The following is an 18,123-nucleotide window of genomic DNA, read 5'->3' as shown; positions in this document are numbered from 1 at the left end:
GCTGACTCTTTCATAATCCTTATTCGATAAGGGTTTGAGCCTAAGTTGTCACCCCTTCAGCTTTGAATACTAAACCCAAAACGTTCTTGACTATATTCAAGCCAAAGTGTATTTATATTTTGTAAATCCTGAGCAGGAATCGTTCTTAAATCATCTGTTGTTAAATAACCTTCTTGTTGTTTATTAGCTAATTTCAAGAGAATTATTCTAGTTTCTAAATCTGCATCACGCCATTTTGCATTACCTTCTCTATTATACTTCCTACGTGTTTTATCAGCATAAATATCAGCAGCCGCAGATAAATGACCACTCAATTTACTATAATCAATACCAGTTTTTATTATTAGTGATGGCGTTAAATTTCCTATTTTTTGTGTTGGTTGTGTAGAATTAGTCCCAGGATTAGCTTGTCTTTGTGTAGAGACATTACCAGATTTTAACCCCAATAAAATAAACCATTCTCCTATTGATTGAGGACGATCTTCGGGTTTTAATTCCATTCCTTGTAGAATAGCTTGATTTAACCTATCACTAATTTGAGGATTAATTTCTTGAGGAGAAGCTAAAGCAGAAATAACTCTGACAGTTGCAGGAGTTGGGACTTCTCCTGTTACCATTTATCATTAAGAGTTTTAATTACTACCTGATTACCACTGGTATTATCTATGGCAAAATAAGTAATACCAAAACCACCTTGACCTAATACACCTTGAATTGTGTATTTACCATTATTTAGGGTTTTATTAGCATTCCAGACCATAACGTGAGCGTATGTATAGATGTTTTCCTCAGTATAACTAAAAAATAGTATTTTTTGATCACTTTGGTTTAGGACATTTTACTGTAACTTTTTGGGTATGAGTCGGGAGAGCGATCGCACCATCAAATACCAACTTAACCCCCTCACTCCTGCTGACAGATGTAGGTTTTTTACAATTAGGAGGAGTTAAACCAAAAAAAATCGTCAACAGGAGTATGAGGAAAAGAACTCCAGCGACGAAGACGAATAGGAAGATGGTTGAGTAAATCAGCAATCAGGATCAATAATCGCAACAGAAAACAAGATATCACCTGAAATAAACTTAAACTGATTTTTGTCAAATCAAGAAACTGAATTTTTAATTTGTGATCAAGCTGCGCTTAAAATTTGTTGAATTTACTCATGTCTAACTAATCATTTGCACGTTACTAAGGTGTTTGATTAAAGTATTTACACATATCAATCCATTTTTTACGTATATCTTCATGAGATTGACGGTCTGGATACCAACTAATAGTGGTACGGCGACAACCTTTACATTTTTCACCTTGGGAAACTTGTTGTTGTCTATTACAATGACCACAATAGAGAACTTCACTATCGTAGCTACCCATATTTGACTCCTTTCATAATATCTAGTAGTAGGGACAAATAATCTATTCATCCCTAAGCATTAAAAAACTATGATTTCTTGCCACCTTTAGCGGCTTGAGCCGCTGCTTGTGCGATCGCCGCTTGAGCAGCACGATTTGGTTCTTTAGAGCCTTTTTCTGCGTTACCTTGCTCTCTATTACCGTTTCCTTTTGAGTCCATGCTTTCAGACATTATTGTTGTCTCCTCTATCTACTGGTTAAATTTACGGTTTTTGGAGGTGATTTTTCGTCACTTTTTTAGGGTAACAATCCTCTTCATCAATCAGCCAGATCAGTTAAAGTAGATCAAAACTGATCCTTAAAGGATCTTGACAAATGAAATAATTAGATGCAGGGCTATTTCAGCCTAGATTTAAGCGACGAATTTAGGTATTTTCAGCCATCGTGAGATAGAATCCCTGAAGCCAAAAATAACGACATTCTCGTAAATACATGAAATGTCGGATTTTAGAATGAAATAGCCCTGTATTTAGATGTGTATCAGCAAAATGTCTTAAGTCACTGCTTGGAGATACTTGACAAATGAAAGATTTAAATACACTTCACTCAGCCGAGAAAAGCTAGATTAAGAATTATTACTTAATCTCAAATAAAGCTCTGCCCAAACGTTGTAAAACCACAAGCGATCGCGCCGCCACTAGAATTGGTTTATCATCGATATAACGTTTACCACGTTGGACAAAGCGGGGCTTAGTTGTGTCAATAATAGTCAACCACTCCCAATTCTGTAACCCTTTGGGAATAGCGAACTCCAACATTTCATGGTGAGCATTGAAGCACCACAAGAAGGAATCATCCATAATTCGTTCCCCCCGTGGCCCAGGAGTCGCTATTTCTTCGCCATTCATAAAGACACCAATAGCCTTCGTAAAACCTTCATTCCACTGTTCTTCTGTCATCTGCGTACCGTCGGGATTGAACCAACCAATATCATGTACCCCAGAACCGTGGATAGCTCTACCTTGGAACCACTTGCGTCTGCGGAAAACTGGATGCTTGCGGCGAAAATCAATCAGTTGACGGGTGAAATCTAATAGCGCTTCATTTTCTTCTGGTAAATCCCAGTCTAACCAAGCCACTTTATTATCTTGACAGTAGGCGTTATTGTTTCCCCCTTGACTCCGCCCCATTTCGTCACCCATCACCAACATCGGTACACCTTGGGAAAGCAGTAAAGTTGCCAAAAAATTTCGCCGTTGCTGTTTCCGTAACTTTAGGACTACCGGATCATTCGTTTCCCCTTCAACGCCACAGTTCCAAGAGCGATTATGATTTTCTCCATCCCGACTATCTTCCTCATTCGCCTCATTGTGCTTCTGGTTGTAACTGACTAAATCATTGAGAGTAAAACCATCATGGGCGGTAATGAAGTTAATACTAGCGCTGGGATTGCGTCCATTTAACTGATACAGGTCAGAACTACCCGTAAACCGATAGGCAAACTCTGCCAAACGACTATCTTCACCTCGCCAGAAGTCCCGCACAGTATCTCTATACCTACCATTCCATTCCGACCACAAAAGAGGAAATTCACCCACTTGATAGCCACCTTCACCCACATCCCAAGGTTCGGCAATTAATTTCACATCAGCTAAAACCGGGTCTTGGTGAATAATATCAAAGAAAGCCGCCAACCTGTCAACTGCGAACAGTTCCCGCGCCAGTGCAGAGGCTAAGTCAAACCGGAAACCATCAACGTGCATTTCTAGTACCCAGTAACGCAGACTATCCATAATCAGTTTCAGCACTTGGGGATGGCGCACATTCAAAGAATTACCGCAGCCGGTGAAGTCCATATAATAACGAGCGTTACCATCCACTAGGCGATAATAAGAGGTATTATCTATACCTCGCAGAGATAAAGTAGGCCCTAAATTATTACCTTCTCCAGTATGGTTGTACACCACATCTAAAATCACCTCCATTCCGGCTTTGTGTAGTGCCTTGACCATCTGCTTAAACTCTTTCACCTGCTCGCCATGACCAGAATTAGCACTATAACCGTGGTAGGGAGCTAGATAGCAGATAGAGTCATAACCCCAGTAATTTCTCAGTCCTGTATCGACTAAGTGTCGGGGATATGCCAGATAATGATGCACAGGCATCAATTCCACGGCTGTCACACCCAGAGACTGGAGATGAGAAATACTGGCAGGATGAGCTAATCCAGCATAGGTTCCTCGGAGTTTGGCAGGAATTGCTGGGTGCAGCTTGGTAAAGCCTTTGACGTGGGTTTCATAAATTACCGTTTCATGCCAAGGTATTTGCAGCAGTTCATCCCCTTCCCAATCAAAAGACTCATCCACCACCACAGCTTTAGGTACGAGGTGCGCGTCATCCAGTTCCGAAAATCCCAAATCCTCTTGAGGATCATCCCAGCGATAGCCAAACATTTCTTCCCCAAAACCAATTTCGCCGTCAAGTGCTTTGGCGTAGGGGTCTATCAACAGCTTATTGGGGTTAAATCGATGCCCTTCTTGGGGGTTAAAGGGTCCGTGTACCCTAAATCCGTATCGCTGACCAGGGACGATAGAGGGGACGTAACAATGCCAAGTAAAGTTACTAATTTCTGTGAGAGTTAGTCTAGTTTCTCTGTCTTGCTGGTCAAACAGGCACAATTCAACCCCTGTGGCGTTTTCGGAAAATAGAGCAAAGTTAGTGCCTTTACCATCCCAAGTTGCTCCTAAAGGATAGGGTTTACCAGGCCAGAGAGAGAGATACATATCGTCAAATTATCCTTATGGAATAAATACACCTATCTTCAGTATTAGAGTAAGTCTGCAACTATTGCAAATACACAAGAGGCTCAGACTACTTCTAATAGACATCTGGTAAAAATAAAATATGCGTTATCACAGAACCGTTGTAGAGATGTTTCATGGAACGTCTCTACATTCTTTGTCGGAGATGTCTAATAGCTATAACAACTGCCAAGGCGATTAATACGTTTTTGCTAGTTTCAAAACTTGAAGTAACAGGTTTATACGCTGCTCAACGCCTTGTTATAACTAATAACACTTAGAATTTTGCTATAGTACGTAAAAACTATTACACTGTTAATAAAGGTGTAAAATAAAAGCATCGAAAGATAGAATTTATCTGATTATGCTATGCAGAAGTTTACATCTGTAAAGAACAGAGATTTTATGCGGCAATTTGCCACATTTACCGCAATTATTGGCGCTTTTGTTGTCAATGTAGTATCAAACATTTTTCCGTTAAATGGATTAAGTATAGGAGAAATTTCTAATACTGTATTCTCTAACGTGTTGATTATCCCTGCTAACTATGCTTTTGCAATTTGGGGACTGATTTATCTGGGCTTGTTCGCATTGGCAATTTATCAATTTCTCCCGAAGCAAAGGCGTGATGGATATCTACGCAAAACTGGATATTTATTGGTCATTGCGTCTGTGGCTCAAGGTGTCTGGGTATATCTGTTTCTCTCTAGACTTTTTGCTTTGTCTGTGATAGCGATGGTGTTAATTTTGGCATCACTGATTGCTATTTATATGCGTTTAGACATTGGTCGCAAGGGTGTTTCTAAAATTAAGAAGTGGTGCGTTCATTTTCCCATCAGCATTTATCTGGGTTGGATTAGTGTGGCGACTGTTGTGAATGTCGCTTCTTGGTTGTATTTTGTGGAGTGGAATGGATGGGGCATTTCTGCTGAATTATGGACTGCTATGATGTTATTAGTAGCTTCTTTGATTGCCGCATTCATTGTGAATAAGCGTCGAGACTTTGCTTACACAGGAGTTACAGTTTGGGCATTGATAGCGATCGCAATCAAGCAATGGAATAACTCTTTACTCAGAAATTTAGCCTTAATTTTGGCAATTTCTCTGATTCTGATGATCACGATTAAAGGTCTACAGAATCAACGGAGAGTAATTCGTAATTCGTAATTCGTAATAGAAACTGGGTTTATGCTCATCAGCACTCAGCACTCTCCCTACTCAGCATTCGGTGTCCGGGCGGGTTTACTAAGGATTTTGACGAACCACCCATAGACTGACTGCTTGAACCCGCCCCTACTCACTCAGCACTTTCCTATTCAATCAGCGATTTTGTATGCGCTGTAAATCTGGCGTTTTGCAAAGCTTGAACTGTTCTACCAGAATACTGCACACAAAATTGCCAACCCAAGCGCACCAATTGGCGAGAATTTTCTGATTGTATAATTCCAATTACTGGCGTTCTTGCCTGTTCTTTATCCCCTGACTGTTCTTGTAAAATTGTCTTTAAATGATGTAGATGTTCAATGTCACCAGCTTCTTGAGGATTTAGTTCAACCATCACCATTTTGACTTCCTCTACTTTTTCTACATCTTCAACAATCAGTTGAGTTTGGTCATCTCGCCGATCTACTTTACCCCAGATAATTAACCTGACATCTACGATAAGTTGCTCACTGATGCGTTCATAGGTTTTAGGAAAAACAACTGCTTCTGATTGGGTTGTTAAATCTTCTATTTGCAAAATTGCCATTTGATCACCTTTTTTGGTCATCACTTTTTTGACATTATTCAGCATGATCACCGCACAAACTTTGGTATCTTCTTTTTGTTCATTAAGTTGTGAAAGGTTAATCGGACTCAGCACCGATGCTGCTTGTCTTAAAGCTTTTAGGGGATGATCTGACACATAAAAACCCAGCAATTCTTTTTCTTTGCGTAACTTCTCTTGTGGGGGAAAATCCTTCTCCACAGGGTCAGCTTTAGGAACGACTGCAAAAGCATTACTTCCTTTTTTAGGATTAGTATCAGTAACGCTACCACCTAGACCAGAAAAATCAAAGAGATTTCCCTGACCGCTAGCTCTATCTTTGTCGCGGGATTGCGCCCAATCATAAACTAGTAATAAATCATTAATTAACTGTTGACGGTTTGCTTCAATTTTGTCAAAGGCTCCACAGTGAATCAACGATTCTACCGTGCGGCGGTTAACAGCACGCAGATCGACGCGATCGCAAAAATCAGCCAGTGTTTGAAATTCGCCACCCTCATCTCTGGCTGACAAAATAGAGGCGATCGCATTCTGCCCCACGTTCCGCACTGCTGTAAACCCAAATAAAATCTTGTTGGCTGCTGGTGTAAAATCCAACCCAGAACGATTAATATCCGGCGGATCTATGGTAATCCCCATATTCACGCAGTTATTAATATATTTCTGCACTTTATCGGTATCGCCACTGTTCGCTGTCAACAGTGCCGCCATATACTCTAAGGGATAATTAGCTTTTAAATATGCGGTTTGATACGTGACATATCCGTAGGCAGTTGAATGGGATTTATTGAAACAATTGGAGGCGATCAAACCATGTTTAATTGTAAAATTATGGTAAAGTTCAACCCCAATATCATAGACATTTTCTCTGCCTACAAATTTACGACCAGTGATTTTGACCATTTTTATCAACCTCCAAAACAGAATTTATAAAAGGGACTGGGAAGAACCAGGGGGGCAGGGGGAGAAGAGGCAGGGGGCAGGGGGCAGGGTGCAGGGGAGAATAAACCTTAGCACTCAGCACTTTAAAAACGGATGCCTGTATTTCCCAAGGATTTGTGGCACTGTGATTGATGCTGAGGCGAATAGTGCTAATATAGTCAAAATATAAGATAAGTAGACAACGTAAAAAGTATTTCTGAGTTGAAATACTGTGTCATTTCGTAGTCTACCAACTAAATAAACACACAAAACCGGTTTGTTATAGTACGGCAGGACAGTCCGGATTTTAGGCTTGGGGAGAAAAGGCCTCTGCTTTGATACGTCATGTCAAAGCAAGCAGCTTCGTAGAACCAAGAATTTCCTGATTTATAATCAGGAGAGTGTCAAAATTGAATGTCTGGGTAAAGTTAACAGGATTAGATTAAGGAAACTCATGTCCCGATATAGAGGGCCACGCCTCAGAATTGTACGTCGCTTAGGCGAATTGCCAGGATTAAGTCGCAAAACTGCTAGACGAGCCTATCCACCAGGGCAACATGGTCAGAACCGCAAAAAACGTTCTGAGTATGCAGTCCGTCTAGAAGAAAAGCAAAAAATTCGGATGAACTACGGTTTGACCGAAAAGCAACTATTGCGTTATGTACGTAAAGCTAGACGCGTCACTGGTTCTACCGGACAAGTGCTGCTACAAATGCTAGAAATGCGCTTGGATAATACCGTTTTTCGCTTGGGTATGGCTCCCACGATTCCAGCTGCTCGTCAACTGGTAAATCACGGTCATGTAACAGTTAACGGTAAGCGAGTCGATATTGCTAGTTACCAGTGCCGTCCCGGTGAAGTAGTTGCAATCAGAGACCGCGAAGCTTCACGGAAGTTGGTAGAAGCCAATTTGCAATATCCCGGTTTAGCCAATCTCCCCAGTCATCTGGAATTTGATAAAGCTAAGTTAACTGGTAAAGTTAACAGCGTCATTGAACGAGAATGGGTGGCGTTACAAGTTAATGAACTGCTTGTTGTGGAATACTACTCACGTCAAGCTTAGTTATTATTTTTTGGTCATTGGAGTGCGGATTTAATAAAAGACATAACCTCACCCCAGCCCCTCTCCTTGGTAAGGAGAGGGGGGACTTGGATGAAAATGACTAACCACCGATTTGCGACATGGTACGGCTGTAAAGACCGGCAGTACCAGAGTCGCGCCCTTTAAAGTTAATTTCTGGTTTAATTTCTAATAGCTGTCTGACTTGTGCTTGTAGTTGGTCAGTGCTAGTACCAGTACGCAGGGCTGTTTTTAAATCAAGTTGTCCAGTTTCATTTAATAAACAGGGACGCAGCCAACCATCGGCAGAAAAGCGCATCCGGTTACAGCGATCGCAAAAACATTCTGACATCTGACTAATAAATCCCAGGGTTCCCTTCGCACCTGGAATTTGAAATACATCAGCAGGCCCAGCACCACAAACTTGGGATGTTGTCAAGCCCCAGCGATCGCGGATACGTTGGCGCAAGTCTTCTGAAGATACCCAACCGCGATCGCTAAATAAATCGCCATTACCAATGGGCATAAACTCAATAAATCTGACGTGCCATTGTTTATCAAGGGTTAACGCCGCTAAATCCAGAATTTCATGGTCATTGACACCAGGAATTACTACTACATTCAGCTTCAAAGGGTCAAATCCTACCCCATAAGCTGCTTGAATCCCTCGCCAAACTTGTTGCCAACGAGAACGACCATGATTGCCGATAATTTGGTCAAAGGTGTTAGAGTCCAGGGAATCCAGGCTAATATTTATTCGCCGGAGACCAGCATCATAGAGCTTTTGGGCTTGGGAGGCTAATAAAAACCCGTTGGTAGTCATAGAGAGGTCTTGGGTTTGGGGTAAAGAAGCGATCGCCTTAACCAAATCTGCTACACGGGGGCGCAGCAAAGGTTCCCCACCCGTCAATCGAAACCGGGTAAAACCCACAGGAATAAATACCTCTTGAATCAGCGTCAGCAATTCCTGATCAGTTAATAATTCTTGTTTGAGCAGATAATCTAGCTCTGCCCCCTCTGGCATACAGTACTGACAACGAAAATTGCAGCGATCGACAAGGCTAATTCGGAGATAGTCTACCTGGTTCATAGTTTGGTGTTTATTCTCTATCCTACAAAGTGCTGAGTGGGGAGTCAGTAGGGGCGGGTTCAAGCAATCAATTTGTGGTTCGTCAAAATCCTTAGTAAACCCGCCCGGAAAGCGTCAAGAGTAAGTTTATTCCCCCATGCCCCTGCTCCCTGCCCCCCTGCCTCTTCTCCCTGCCTCTTTACCTACGGTGTACACACAAGTGATCTGATCCCCCTAAATCCCCCTAAACCCCTTCGGGGATGCGCCTTCGGCGTAGAAAAAGGGGGACTTTGATTCTAGTTCCCCCCTTATCAAGGGGGGTTAGGGGGGATCGAAACGCTCTTAGGCAACTTGATAAGACTTGTGTGTACACGGTAGGCCTCTTTACTGACGATTAATATCTTGCAGATCAAGAGCATAATTTAGTCGCAGCACATTGACTCCCGGCTCACCAAAAATCAAGAGAAACCTGCCATCAGTGAATCTATTAATTAAAGGTAATATTTCATCTTCTCCGATACCACGGGTGCGAGCAACTCGTCCCAACTGCTGCCTTGCTGTTCTGACAGAAATATGTGGGTCTAAACCAGAACCAGAAGTATAAATTACATCAGCAAAAGGTTGAATATTCTCATCTCGAAATTGATTTGCCTTGGCGACAATTCGATCTAGCAGTACTGGATTGCTAGGAGCCAAATTACTCGCACCAGATATACCAGTGGGACTGGCCTGTTCTCCTTGGCTATATCTCACACTACTGGGACGACTTTGAAAATAACTATCAGATGTGAATGTCTGACCAATTAAAGCAGAACCAATTGTTTCGGCTTCTACATTCACCATCACACTGCCATTAGCTTGAAATGGAAACAAGGCTTGACCCATAATCAAGATTGCCAAAGGATAAATAATTGCCGTTACTAACCAAAGCACCAGAATCAAACGAAAAGCCTTGATAATTTCGCGAATAAAACTCATAAAAATTCCTATTGTTCTGAATGTATAGCAACCGTCAAGGTGGTGAGGACATTATTGATTGCTGAAAGCCTGGAAGTAGGGGCGGGTTTACAGATATGTTCAATTACCAATAATAATTTTAATAAACCCGCCTTTGTTTACTTTATTGAGATGCAAGCTAAAAGTTATTTTTAATTTCTAAACTAACCCTGTTGTCGCCAGGAGCATATCTATTAACTTAATAGCAATAAACGGTGCAATTACCCCACCTAAACCATAAATTAAGAGATGGCGTTGTAGCAGTTGATTAGCTGTCAGGTATTTTAACTCCACACCTTTCAAAGCCAAGGGAATGAAAGCGCAAATAATCAAAGCATTATAAATGAGTGTCGATAACACAGCAGTATTAGCACTCGACAAATTCATAATATTCAAACTTTGTAGATTAATGGTAGTAAAGATAAATGGGATAATTGCAAAGTATCTAGCAATATCATTAGTCAGGGAAAATATAGTCAAAACTCCACGAGTAATCCGTAACTGTTTACCAATACTGACAATATCAATTAGCTTTGTGGGATCAGAGTCCAAATCGATGATATTGGCGGCTTCTTTAGCAGTTTGAGTCCCTGTATTCATGACCACGCCAACATTGGCCTTTGCTAGTGCGGGAGCATCGTTAGTGCCGTCTCCTGTCATTGCTACTACTTTACCGGCTGCTTGTTCTCGGTGAATAACCCTGACTTTCTCCTCTGGTGTAGCTTCAGCAATAAAGTCATTAACTCCGGCTTCCTGGGCAATCACAGATGCTGTAATCAGGTTGTCGCCAGTCAGCATAATAGTATTGATCCCCATCCGGCGTAACTGCTCAAAACGTTCGCGGATGCCGGGTTTAATTATATCTTTGAGATAAATCACACCGTAAATTTCTTGATCTAGACAAACTGCTAGGGGTGTACCTCCTTGTCGGGAAATCCTTTCGTAGACAGTATTCAATTCAGGGGGTACTTGTCCATTGCGGAGACGGATAAATTCTCTAATTGCTCCTACTGCTCCCTTGCGGACTTCACGCCTCCCCGACAAGTTTGTGCCACTCATTCGGGTGTCTTCAGAAAATTCTACTCCTACGGCTTGGTTGGGATCGAAATCAAATTGTGCGCCATAGCTTTGTGCCAGTCGGATAATTGATTTTCCTTCAGGCGTATCATCCAAGATACTCGCTGCTAAAGCAATATGAGCCATTTCCTCTAATGAATGACCATTGATGGGAATTAACTCTTCTGCCAAGCGATTACCCAGAGTGATTGTGCCTGTTTTGTCGAGAATGAGGGTGTTAACGTCGCCACAGGTTTCTACGGCTCTTCCAGAGGTGGCAATGATGTTAAATTGGGCAACCCGATCCATGCCAGCAATCCCAATCGCACTTAATAATCCGCCGATGGTAGTGGGAATCAGCGCTACCAACAGGGCGATTAACATTGTGACGCTGACTGGACTCTCAACGTAGTAAGCAAATACTGGCAAGGTAGCCACAACCAACAGACAGATTAAACTTAAAACGGCGAGGAAGATTGTCAAGGTAATTTCATTCGGTGTTTTACTGCGTTGTTTTCCTGCTAATAAAGCAATCATCTGGTCAATAAACCCTTTATCCGGGTCAGATGTAATCCGCACAATTAATTCATCAGTGATCATCCGCGTACTACCGATCACCGAACCGGCAACGTCTGAGCCGGATTCTTTGAGGATTGGTACTGTTTCCCCAGTAATTGCTGATTCATCCACTGAGGCCACACCCATGATCACTTTGCCATCAGCAGGAATGATATCGCCTGCTACCAAATAAACAGTGTCACCTTCTCTGAGGCTAGTAGAAGGAACTTCAGAAATTGCGCCATCGGGGGCAAGTTTTTTAGCTATCGTCTTTGACTTCGTAGATTGCAAAGCATCGGCTTGGGCTTTACCTCGTCCTTCAGCTAAGGCTTCGGCAAAATTAGCCAGCCACACAGTAAGAAACAAGATTGCTGTTAATAAGCCATTAAAAAGTTGTGGGTTATTTTCTGGGGCTGTTGTCCCCAATAAGTTGGGATCAATGGTGAATCCCAAGGTGGTCAGTGTCCCCAACCAAACCAAAAACATGACAGGATTTTTAATTGCATGGCTGGGATTAAGCTTGATAAAAGCATCCCTGATGGCTAGGAGATAAAGTCTTTTGGTATTGATTTTGGTTTTTTTGAGGGCTTGGCGGCGATCGCCAGAACGAAAACGTGATGATTTAGAGGTAGGTGCAACGTTCATTTTAGATGCGGAATGGTGATTGGGGATTGGGCAATAGGGATTGGGCAATAGGGATTGAGAAATAGGGATTGGGAAATAGGGATTGAGAAGTTTCTTCCCCCTGCACCCTGCACCCTGCCCACCTGCCTCTTCTAACTACCGACAGCTAGTTTAAAACTTTCGGCGATGGGGCCTAAAGCTAAGACTGGAAAGAAAGCCAACATTCCCAAAATCACTACTAATCCAGCCGTAGCCGTGGTAAATAAGAGTGAATCTGTTTTGAGGGTACTAGTGGTTTCTGGTATCGTTGGTTTACGAGACATACCATCAGCTAATAGCAAAAGGGCAATCATCGGAATGTAGCGCCCGGTCAACATACTGAAACAGGTACTTAAATTCCACCATAGGCTGTCGTTCTTCAATCCTTGTAAACCGGAAGCATTATTTGCACCGGCTGAAGCATATTCATAAACTACTTGGGAAATGCCGTGAAATCCAGGGTTAGTAATTCCAGATAGAGAAAAAGGATAAGCCAATGTAATAGCGCTGGGAATTAAAACCACAATGGGATGAATCAGCAGCACCACACTAGCAAGGATGATTTCTGTCCGTTCAATTTTGCGCCCTAAAAATTCTGGGGTGCGTCCTACCAGTAATCCTGTTAAGAACACAGTCAAAATCAGGTAAATAAATAGGTAAGCTGTCCCTGTTCCCTGTCCTCCCCAAACCATGCGGAGGAATAAGTTGAATAAGCTGGAAAATAACCCTTGTGGCATTAAGGAATCATGCATCCCGTTGACTGCACCGCAAGCGGTGGCGGTAGTGATAACTGACCAGAGTGCTGTTTGTACCCAACCTAAGCGAATTTCTTTGCCCTCTAAATTTGGCAGTTCTAAGCCCAGTGTGCCATTCACTAGGGGATTACCTTGTTGTTCTCCGCCCACTGCTATTGAAATGAGAATTATAAACACCACAAATACCATCCAGAATACCAACCAAGCCTGTTTGATATTTTCAGCAAATATGCCGTATGTATAAATTAAGGATGCTGGAATGGCAATCATGGCGATGATTTCGATTAAATTAGTAGCCCCATTCGGATTTTCAAAGGGGTGGGCTGAGTTAACGCCAAAAAAACCACCACCGTTATCACCCAACATTTTAATCATCTCAAAGGACGCTACAGGCCCTCTGGCAATATATTGGGTTCTGCCCTCCAAGGTTTGCACAACTAGGGTTCCATCTAATGTTTGGGGTACACCGAAGAAAACTAAGGCGATCGCTCCAATCACTGAAATGGGTAGTAATATCCTCGTAATGGCACGAGTCAAATCCACGTAAAAGTTACCCATCTTTTTGCCTGTCAAACCCCGAATAAAGGCAATTCCTACCGCTAAACCTGTGGCGGCTGAGGTGAACATCAAAAAGCCTAAAGCTGCTACCTGGCTAAAATAGCTTAAAGTTGTTTCCCCAGTGTAATGTTGCTGCCCAGTATTAGTTACAAATGAAACAATTGTATGTAGTAAGATATCCCACTTCGGCGCATCAAGATTATTGGGATTCCAGGGTAATAATTGCTGCAAAAATATGAGTGCGTATACTAAAATCCCCATCACGAGGTTGCTGGACAATACTGCCTGAATATACTGCCAACCCGTCAGATCATCTTTACTCCGAACACCTGCTAAAACGAAGAAACTGCGCTCTATCGGGTTCATTAATGGATCAAGCAGTGTTTTTTCTCCCAAGAAAACACGCGCCATGTATTTTCCCAAAACTGGAACGATTGCTATAACAATACACAGCGTTAAGCCAATTTGCAAAAAACCTTGTCCCATCTATTTCGTACTCAATTCAAGTTTTATGATAGAAAGCTAATTATTTACATAATCCAATCAATTACTCTGCAATTAAATCACGAGCAGTGTAGTAATGTCTCTTATATCTAACCTCAATCGATTTAGTTTTTTCAGTTATTACTAGTTTTCAGATTTTTTTGCAAGTTTCAGTCAAAAATACTGAAATTTCACTCTTATATAACTTATTAATATAACTGCGTCATACAACAAATTACCGAAATTTGCTAATTTAAAATACATGGTTAACTAAGATACATTTATTACACAATACTTCTGTATTTGTATACATTTACACTAAATATTATCCATGTCCGTAAAATAAACTCGAAGTTAGCAAAAAATTATATTGCATATTTATTTCGAGATGCAAGCTCTTATCAAGAATATTTTCTGATTTCCTGCCTCTAAAATTTATCTATGGGGTGTTGAAAAGAGGCAGGGGTGCAGAGAGCAGGGGCAAGGATTCAGGATTTTCCTTGCCAAATTAGATATTTTCCGATAAAAATGTATCGGTAGGCCAAATATTAACTTATATGGATTAATTACTAAGGAAATATGAGGAAAATTAGCAATAAGAGATTGTCGATTATATAAAGTTTATTAAGGGGTGAACGGATATTAAATAAAAATGTCATGTAGTCCGGCTTCACTTGTAGGCTGAATTTTATGCCTAGGTAATTATCTCAAGGGCATACAGCTGACTTTAGTTTTTTACTCTTTTGAATAATAGGAGAGTTGCTATGTATCAACCATATTTATCTCCAGACGATTTGCCATCTAATAAAACAACGCTTCTGAGTGGGATTTGGCTAACCCAATTAGAAGAAGCCACCAAAAATAGCTTTTTCTTAGCCTGTAAGAGTACAGTCCGGATTTTGTTATCGAGTTGTCACTGGTATTTCAAAGTCAATAGCGGCATTCTGATTTTAATTTTGGTCTGTCATGATCTCAAAAGCTATCAACATCTAATGACGACTATTCCTTATTTAGCCAATAAGTTAAAACGATTTGCTAACCAAGCTAAAATTAGTGTCAGTTCTCCAGTTAATGAAGGTATACCCTGGATGGTTAATATCAATGAATTCTGGACTGGGGAAGATTGAATCTAGTATTTAAATTCAAACTGCTACCAGATATATGACTTGTGTAGCACTTGTGAATCATTGAACATCGACCTAAATTAAATATGCTTGTTATAGCGGTTATCAGTTAAGTGAGATACAAGAACCCCACCCCCAACCCCCTCCCCGCAAGCGAGGAGGGGGCTATGATGTACTTCATTGAAGTGGATACCGCTATATCAAACTTTTGTAGAGACGTTCTGTGGAACGTCTCTATATTCTGTGTTACATGATGTTTAATGGGTCTACATCTATCGTTAAACTCACAGACTTATCATCAGACTTATCACCATACTTATTACTAGAATTAGGACAAAGCGATCGCACATACTCCCAATCAGGTAAATTTGGTAAAGCATCGGGATCAAACTTGAGCATAATTTGCCAACGATAACGGTTAGCTACTCGCATAACACTAGCTGGGGCTGGACCGAGAATATCAAAGCCTTGGCTAGAACTTAAAGCTGTGGCGATAATTTGCGCTGTGTTCTGGACTTGAATCGGATCTAAACTACTCAAGCGCAATAAAATTAACCGTCCATAGGGGGGATAATTCAGCGCTTGGCGTTCTTCTAATTCTGTGTGGGAAAAAGACTGATAATCATGTTGTTTTACCGCCCCAATTACGGGATGTTCTGGGGTGTAAGTCTGCACAATTACTCGACCGGGATCATCGCCTCTACCAGCCCGACCGGCTACTTGAGTTAAGGTTTGAAAAGCTCTTTCACTGGCGCGATAATCTGATAAATGCAGTAAACCATCAGCAGAAACCACACCTACCAATGTCACCTGGGGTAAATCTAAACCTTTGGTAATCATTTGTGTCCCAATTAATAAATGAGCTTCACCGTTAGCAAATTGAGTCAATAGGTGACGGTGTGAGCCTTTGTTGCGAGTAGTATCGCTATCAAAACGAATATAACTCAACTGGGGAAACTGTTTTGCTAATTCTTGGGCGACACGCTGAGTCCCGCTACCAAAGAATTTCAGGTAAGGGGAACCACATTCAGGGCAGTGTTGGGGATGCGATCGCGTATAGTTACAATAATGACAGCGTAGTATTTGCGGCGCTCCTGCTTCTGTCTGGTGATAGGATAGCGACACATCACAATGGGGACATTCCATCACATAGCCACAGCTGCGACAAGAAACAAAAGTACTGTGTCCTCGGCGATGAATAAATAAAATTCCTTGTTGTTGCTTCTCTTCTAGTTGCTGTAAAGCTGTTTGTAGCGACCGACTAAATATAGAACGATTTCCCTGCTGTAACTCTAATCGCATATCGACTAATTCCACCGGTGGTAATGGGCGGGAGTTGATGCGTTCGGGGAGGGAAATGTAGTAGGTGGGGTGTGGGGTGTGGGGTGTGGGGTGTGGGGTGTTGGTGAGATTTACCCAACTTTCTAATGAAGGGGTGGCGGAACCGAGAATTAAAGGACAATTTTCTAATTCGGCGCGCCATTGGGCGACGGTGCGGGCGTGATAGGTGGGGATGGGGGAATCTTGTTTAAAACTGCTGTCGTGTTCTTCGTCTAAGATAATTAAACCTAAATTGGGTAAAGGGGCGAAAATGGCGCTCCGAGTCCCGATGACTATTTGGGGTTCCCCTGTAAGCATTTGTCGCCAAGTGTCGTAACGTTCGCCGTCGGAAAGGGCGCTGTGATAAACGCTGACTTTACCACCGAAACGAGCGCGGAAACGGTCTGTTAGCTGAGGCGTGAGTCCAATTTCGGGAACTAAAACTAGGGCGGATTTTCCTTGGTTGATTAGCGGGGCGATCGCTTGTAAATATACCTCTGTTTTGCCTGACCCTGTAATCCCATGCAACAAGACTTGAGCAAACCCATTGATGGCTTGTATGGTGGTTAAGGCATTTGCTTGATGAGGATTTAAAGTTTTGGGGACATCTGGGGCTAATGCTAGCCCCTGTTCTGTTCGCAGCACTTCTTTTTCATCGATGACAATGTAGCCCTTTTCTGCCATCGTCTTCAGGGTAGAGGAACTAGCATGACAAATTTGCAATAGTTCGGTTTGCCATAATTCTCCGCCACGTCGCCGCAATATTTCCAAAATTTCTCGTTGGCGTTTAGTTAAATCACCATCGATGGAACCAATCAAGGTAACGGCTTTTTGTCTCTTGGGTCGATTTAGTCGCGGTGGTTCTAAGTAACTTTCTACTAACCCAAATCGCAACAATTCCCGCACACCTCTATAGGCTGTTTTGACTTTTTGTTGCAGGTAGACGAAGCTGTAGTCTCCGGCTGGTTGAGATTGCAAAAGGTTTAAAACTTGCTGGGCTGCGGGACTAAGGAAAGTTAAAGATGAGGAGATTTGTCCTTTTATTTCTGCGTCTGAGAGCAAGCGGATACGACGTTGCGATCGCCCCAGTAACCCTGGTGGTAACGCCACCCGGATCACCTGAATTAAAGGCGTATAGTAATATGCAGCTACCCGATTTAATAGTTCCCAATAGGTACTGGGGAAGAAACCTTCGCTAACTATATCTTCTACTTCTTTGATTTTTTCTGGTGGTAGATCGGTATTTAGTTCTGTCAATAAACGAATGGCGATCGCTCCCACTTTTTGAGTACCAAATGGTACACTTAAAATATCACCAGGTTTGATTTTTAACTGAGTTGGCAATCGATAGGTAAATAATCCGGTAGTTCCTGGACAGTCTACCAGGACTTCAATCCATCGATTTACATTTTCCGCCTGGTAAGTTTCTCCTGGTTCAGCTACCACCAAATTAAGTAAATTTATGCCAGTTTTATACATGATTTTGCAATTTTATAGACAAATGTTTCTATTACTTTCGCTAAGTCCTTTAGAGTTCACCTAGCTTTACGAAAAGTTTTTATTTTTTGGAAGTAAAATGTGTTTGATAATACTTTTGTTTCCGAGAATACTTGATAAGTTTCCCTTTATGTAATTTAC

Annotated in this window: 14 protein-coding genes; 3 read left to right on the top strand and 11 right to left on the bottom strand. The window is 41.8% G+C overall.

Annotated elements, in window-relative coordinates; all coding sequences use genetic code 11:
- Positions 1–56: 56 nt before the first annotated feature.
- The 5 genes from ACM0OW_RS17395 to glgX form a co-directional block, all read right to left on the bottom strand.
- Entirely contained in the window at positions 57–617 is a 561-nt protein-coding gene (locus tag ACM0OW_RS17395; RefSeq protein WP_414551411.1) for a GUN4 domain-containing protein, read from the bottom strand.
- Positions 611–760 carry a hypothetical protein gene (locus ACM0OW_RS17390; RefSeq protein WP_414551410.1) on the bottom strand — a complete coding sequence of 50 codons (150 nt, stop codon included), beginning with the start codon at positions 758–760 and terminating at the stop codon, positions 611–613. The genes ACM0OW_RS17395 and ACM0OW_RS17390 overlap by 7 nt, the downstream gene beginning before the upstream one ends.
- A gap of 428 nt (positions 761–1,188) precedes the next feature.
- Positions 1,189–1,374 (bottom strand): hypothetical protein, encoded by a 186-nt coding sequence (locus ACM0OW_RS17385; RefSeq protein WP_414551409.1) that lies wholly within the window; start codon positions 1,372–1,374, stop codon positions 1,189–1,191.
- Between the two features lie 67 nt (positions 1,375–1,441).
- Positions 1,442–1,585 carry a hypothetical protein gene (locus ACM0OW_RS17380; RefSeq protein WP_414551408.1) on the bottom strand — a complete coding sequence of 48 codons (144 nt, stop codon included), beginning with the start codon at positions 1,583–1,585 and terminating at the stop codon, positions 1,442–1,444.
- Between the two features lie 403 nt (positions 1,586–1,988).
- Positions 1,989–4,136 (bottom strand): glycogen debranching protein GlgX, encoded by a 2,148-nt coding sequence (glgX, locus tag ACM0OW_RS17375; protein ID WP_414551407.1) that lies wholly within the window; start codon positions 4,134–4,136, stop codon positions 1,989–1,991.
- Positions 4,137–4,523: 387 nt separating this feature from the next.
- On the opposite strand from glgX, the gene ACM0OW_RS17370 reads away from it, so the two are divergent.
- On the top strand, positions 4,524–5,321 hold the full coding sequence (locus ACM0OW_RS17370) for a tryptophan-rich sensory protein (RefSeq protein WP_414551406.1): 798 nt from the start codon (positions 4,524–4,526) through the stop codon (positions 5,319–5,321).
- Positions 5,322–5,466: 145 nt separating this feature from the next.
- Here the strand turns inward: ACM0OW_RS17370 and ACM0OW_RS17365 are convergent, their stop codons facing one another.
- The gene (locus tag ACM0OW_RS17365) at positions 5,467–6,825 is read right to left on the bottom strand and encodes an OB-fold nucleic acid binding domain-containing protein (protein ID WP_414551405.1); all 1,359 of its coding nucleotides are present in this window, start codon (positions 6,823–6,825) and stop codon (positions 5,467–5,469) included.
- 472 nt (positions 6,826–7,297) lie between these two features.
- Here ACM0OW_RS17365 and rpsD point away from each other — a divergent pair, with 472 nt between their 5' ends.
- Complete coding sequence (gene rpsD, locus ACM0OW_RS17360) at positions 7,298–7,906, top strand: 30S ribosomal protein S4 (protein ID WP_006198464.1); 609 nt, start codon at positions 7,298–7,300, stop codon at positions 7,904–7,906.
- Positions 7,907–8,006: 100 nt separating this feature from the next.
- Here the strand turns inward: rpsD and moaA are convergent, their stop codons facing one another.
- The 4 genes from moaA to kdpA form a co-directional block, all read right to left on the bottom strand.
- Complete coding sequence (moaA, locus tag ACM0OW_RS17355) at positions 8,007–8,993, bottom strand: GTP 3',8-cyclase MoaA (protein WP_414551404.1); 987 nt, start codon at positions 8,991–8,993, stop codon at positions 8,007–8,009.
- Between the two features lie 363 nt (positions 8,994–9,356).
- On the bottom strand, positions 9,357–9,950 hold the full coding sequence (kdpC, locus tag ACM0OW_RS17350) for a K(+)-transporting ATPase subunit C (protein ID WP_414551403.1): 594 nt from the start codon (positions 9,948–9,950) through the stop codon (positions 9,357–9,359).
- A 177-nt stretch (positions 9,951–10,127) separates the two neighbouring features.
- Positions 10,128–12,227, bottom strand: coding sequence for a potassium-transporting ATPase subunit KdpB (gene kdpB, locus ACM0OW_RS17345; protein WP_414551402.1), 2,100 nt, complete (start codon positions 12,225–12,227; stop codon positions 10,128–10,130).
- Between the two features lie 131 nt (positions 12,228–12,358).
- Positions 12,359–14,044 (bottom strand): potassium-transporting ATPase subunit KdpA, encoded by a 1,686-nt coding sequence (kdpA, locus tag ACM0OW_RS17340; RefSeq protein WP_414551401.1) that lies wholly within the window; start codon positions 14,042–14,044, stop codon positions 12,359–12,361.
- 761 nt (positions 14,045–14,805) lie between these two features.
- Here kdpA and ACM0OW_RS17335 point away from each other — a divergent pair.
- Positions 14,806–15,168: a hypothetical protein gene (locus ACM0OW_RS17335; RefSeq protein WP_414551400.1), complete on the top strand. Its 363-nt coding sequence runs from the start codon at positions 14,806–14,808 to the stop codon at positions 15,166–15,168.
- Between the two features lie 243 nt (positions 15,169–15,411).
- On the opposite strand, the gene priA is transcribed toward ACM0OW_RS17335, so the two are convergent.
- Positions 15,412–17,964 carry a primosomal protein N' gene (priA, locus tag ACM0OW_RS17330; protein WP_414551399.1) on the bottom strand — a complete coding sequence of 851 codons (2,553 nt, stop codon included), beginning with the start codon at positions 17,962–17,964 and terminating at the stop codon, positions 15,412–15,414.
- Positions 17,965–18,123 lie beyond the last annotated feature (159 nt).

Origin of the sequence: Anabaena sp. CCY 0017 (assembly GCF_963920885.1) — a bacterium.
Classification (GTDB): Bacteria; Cyanobacteriota; Cyanobacteriia; order Cyanobacteriales; family Nostocaceae; genus Nodularia.
This window is presented reverse-complemented; position numbering and strand designations above follow the sequence as displayed.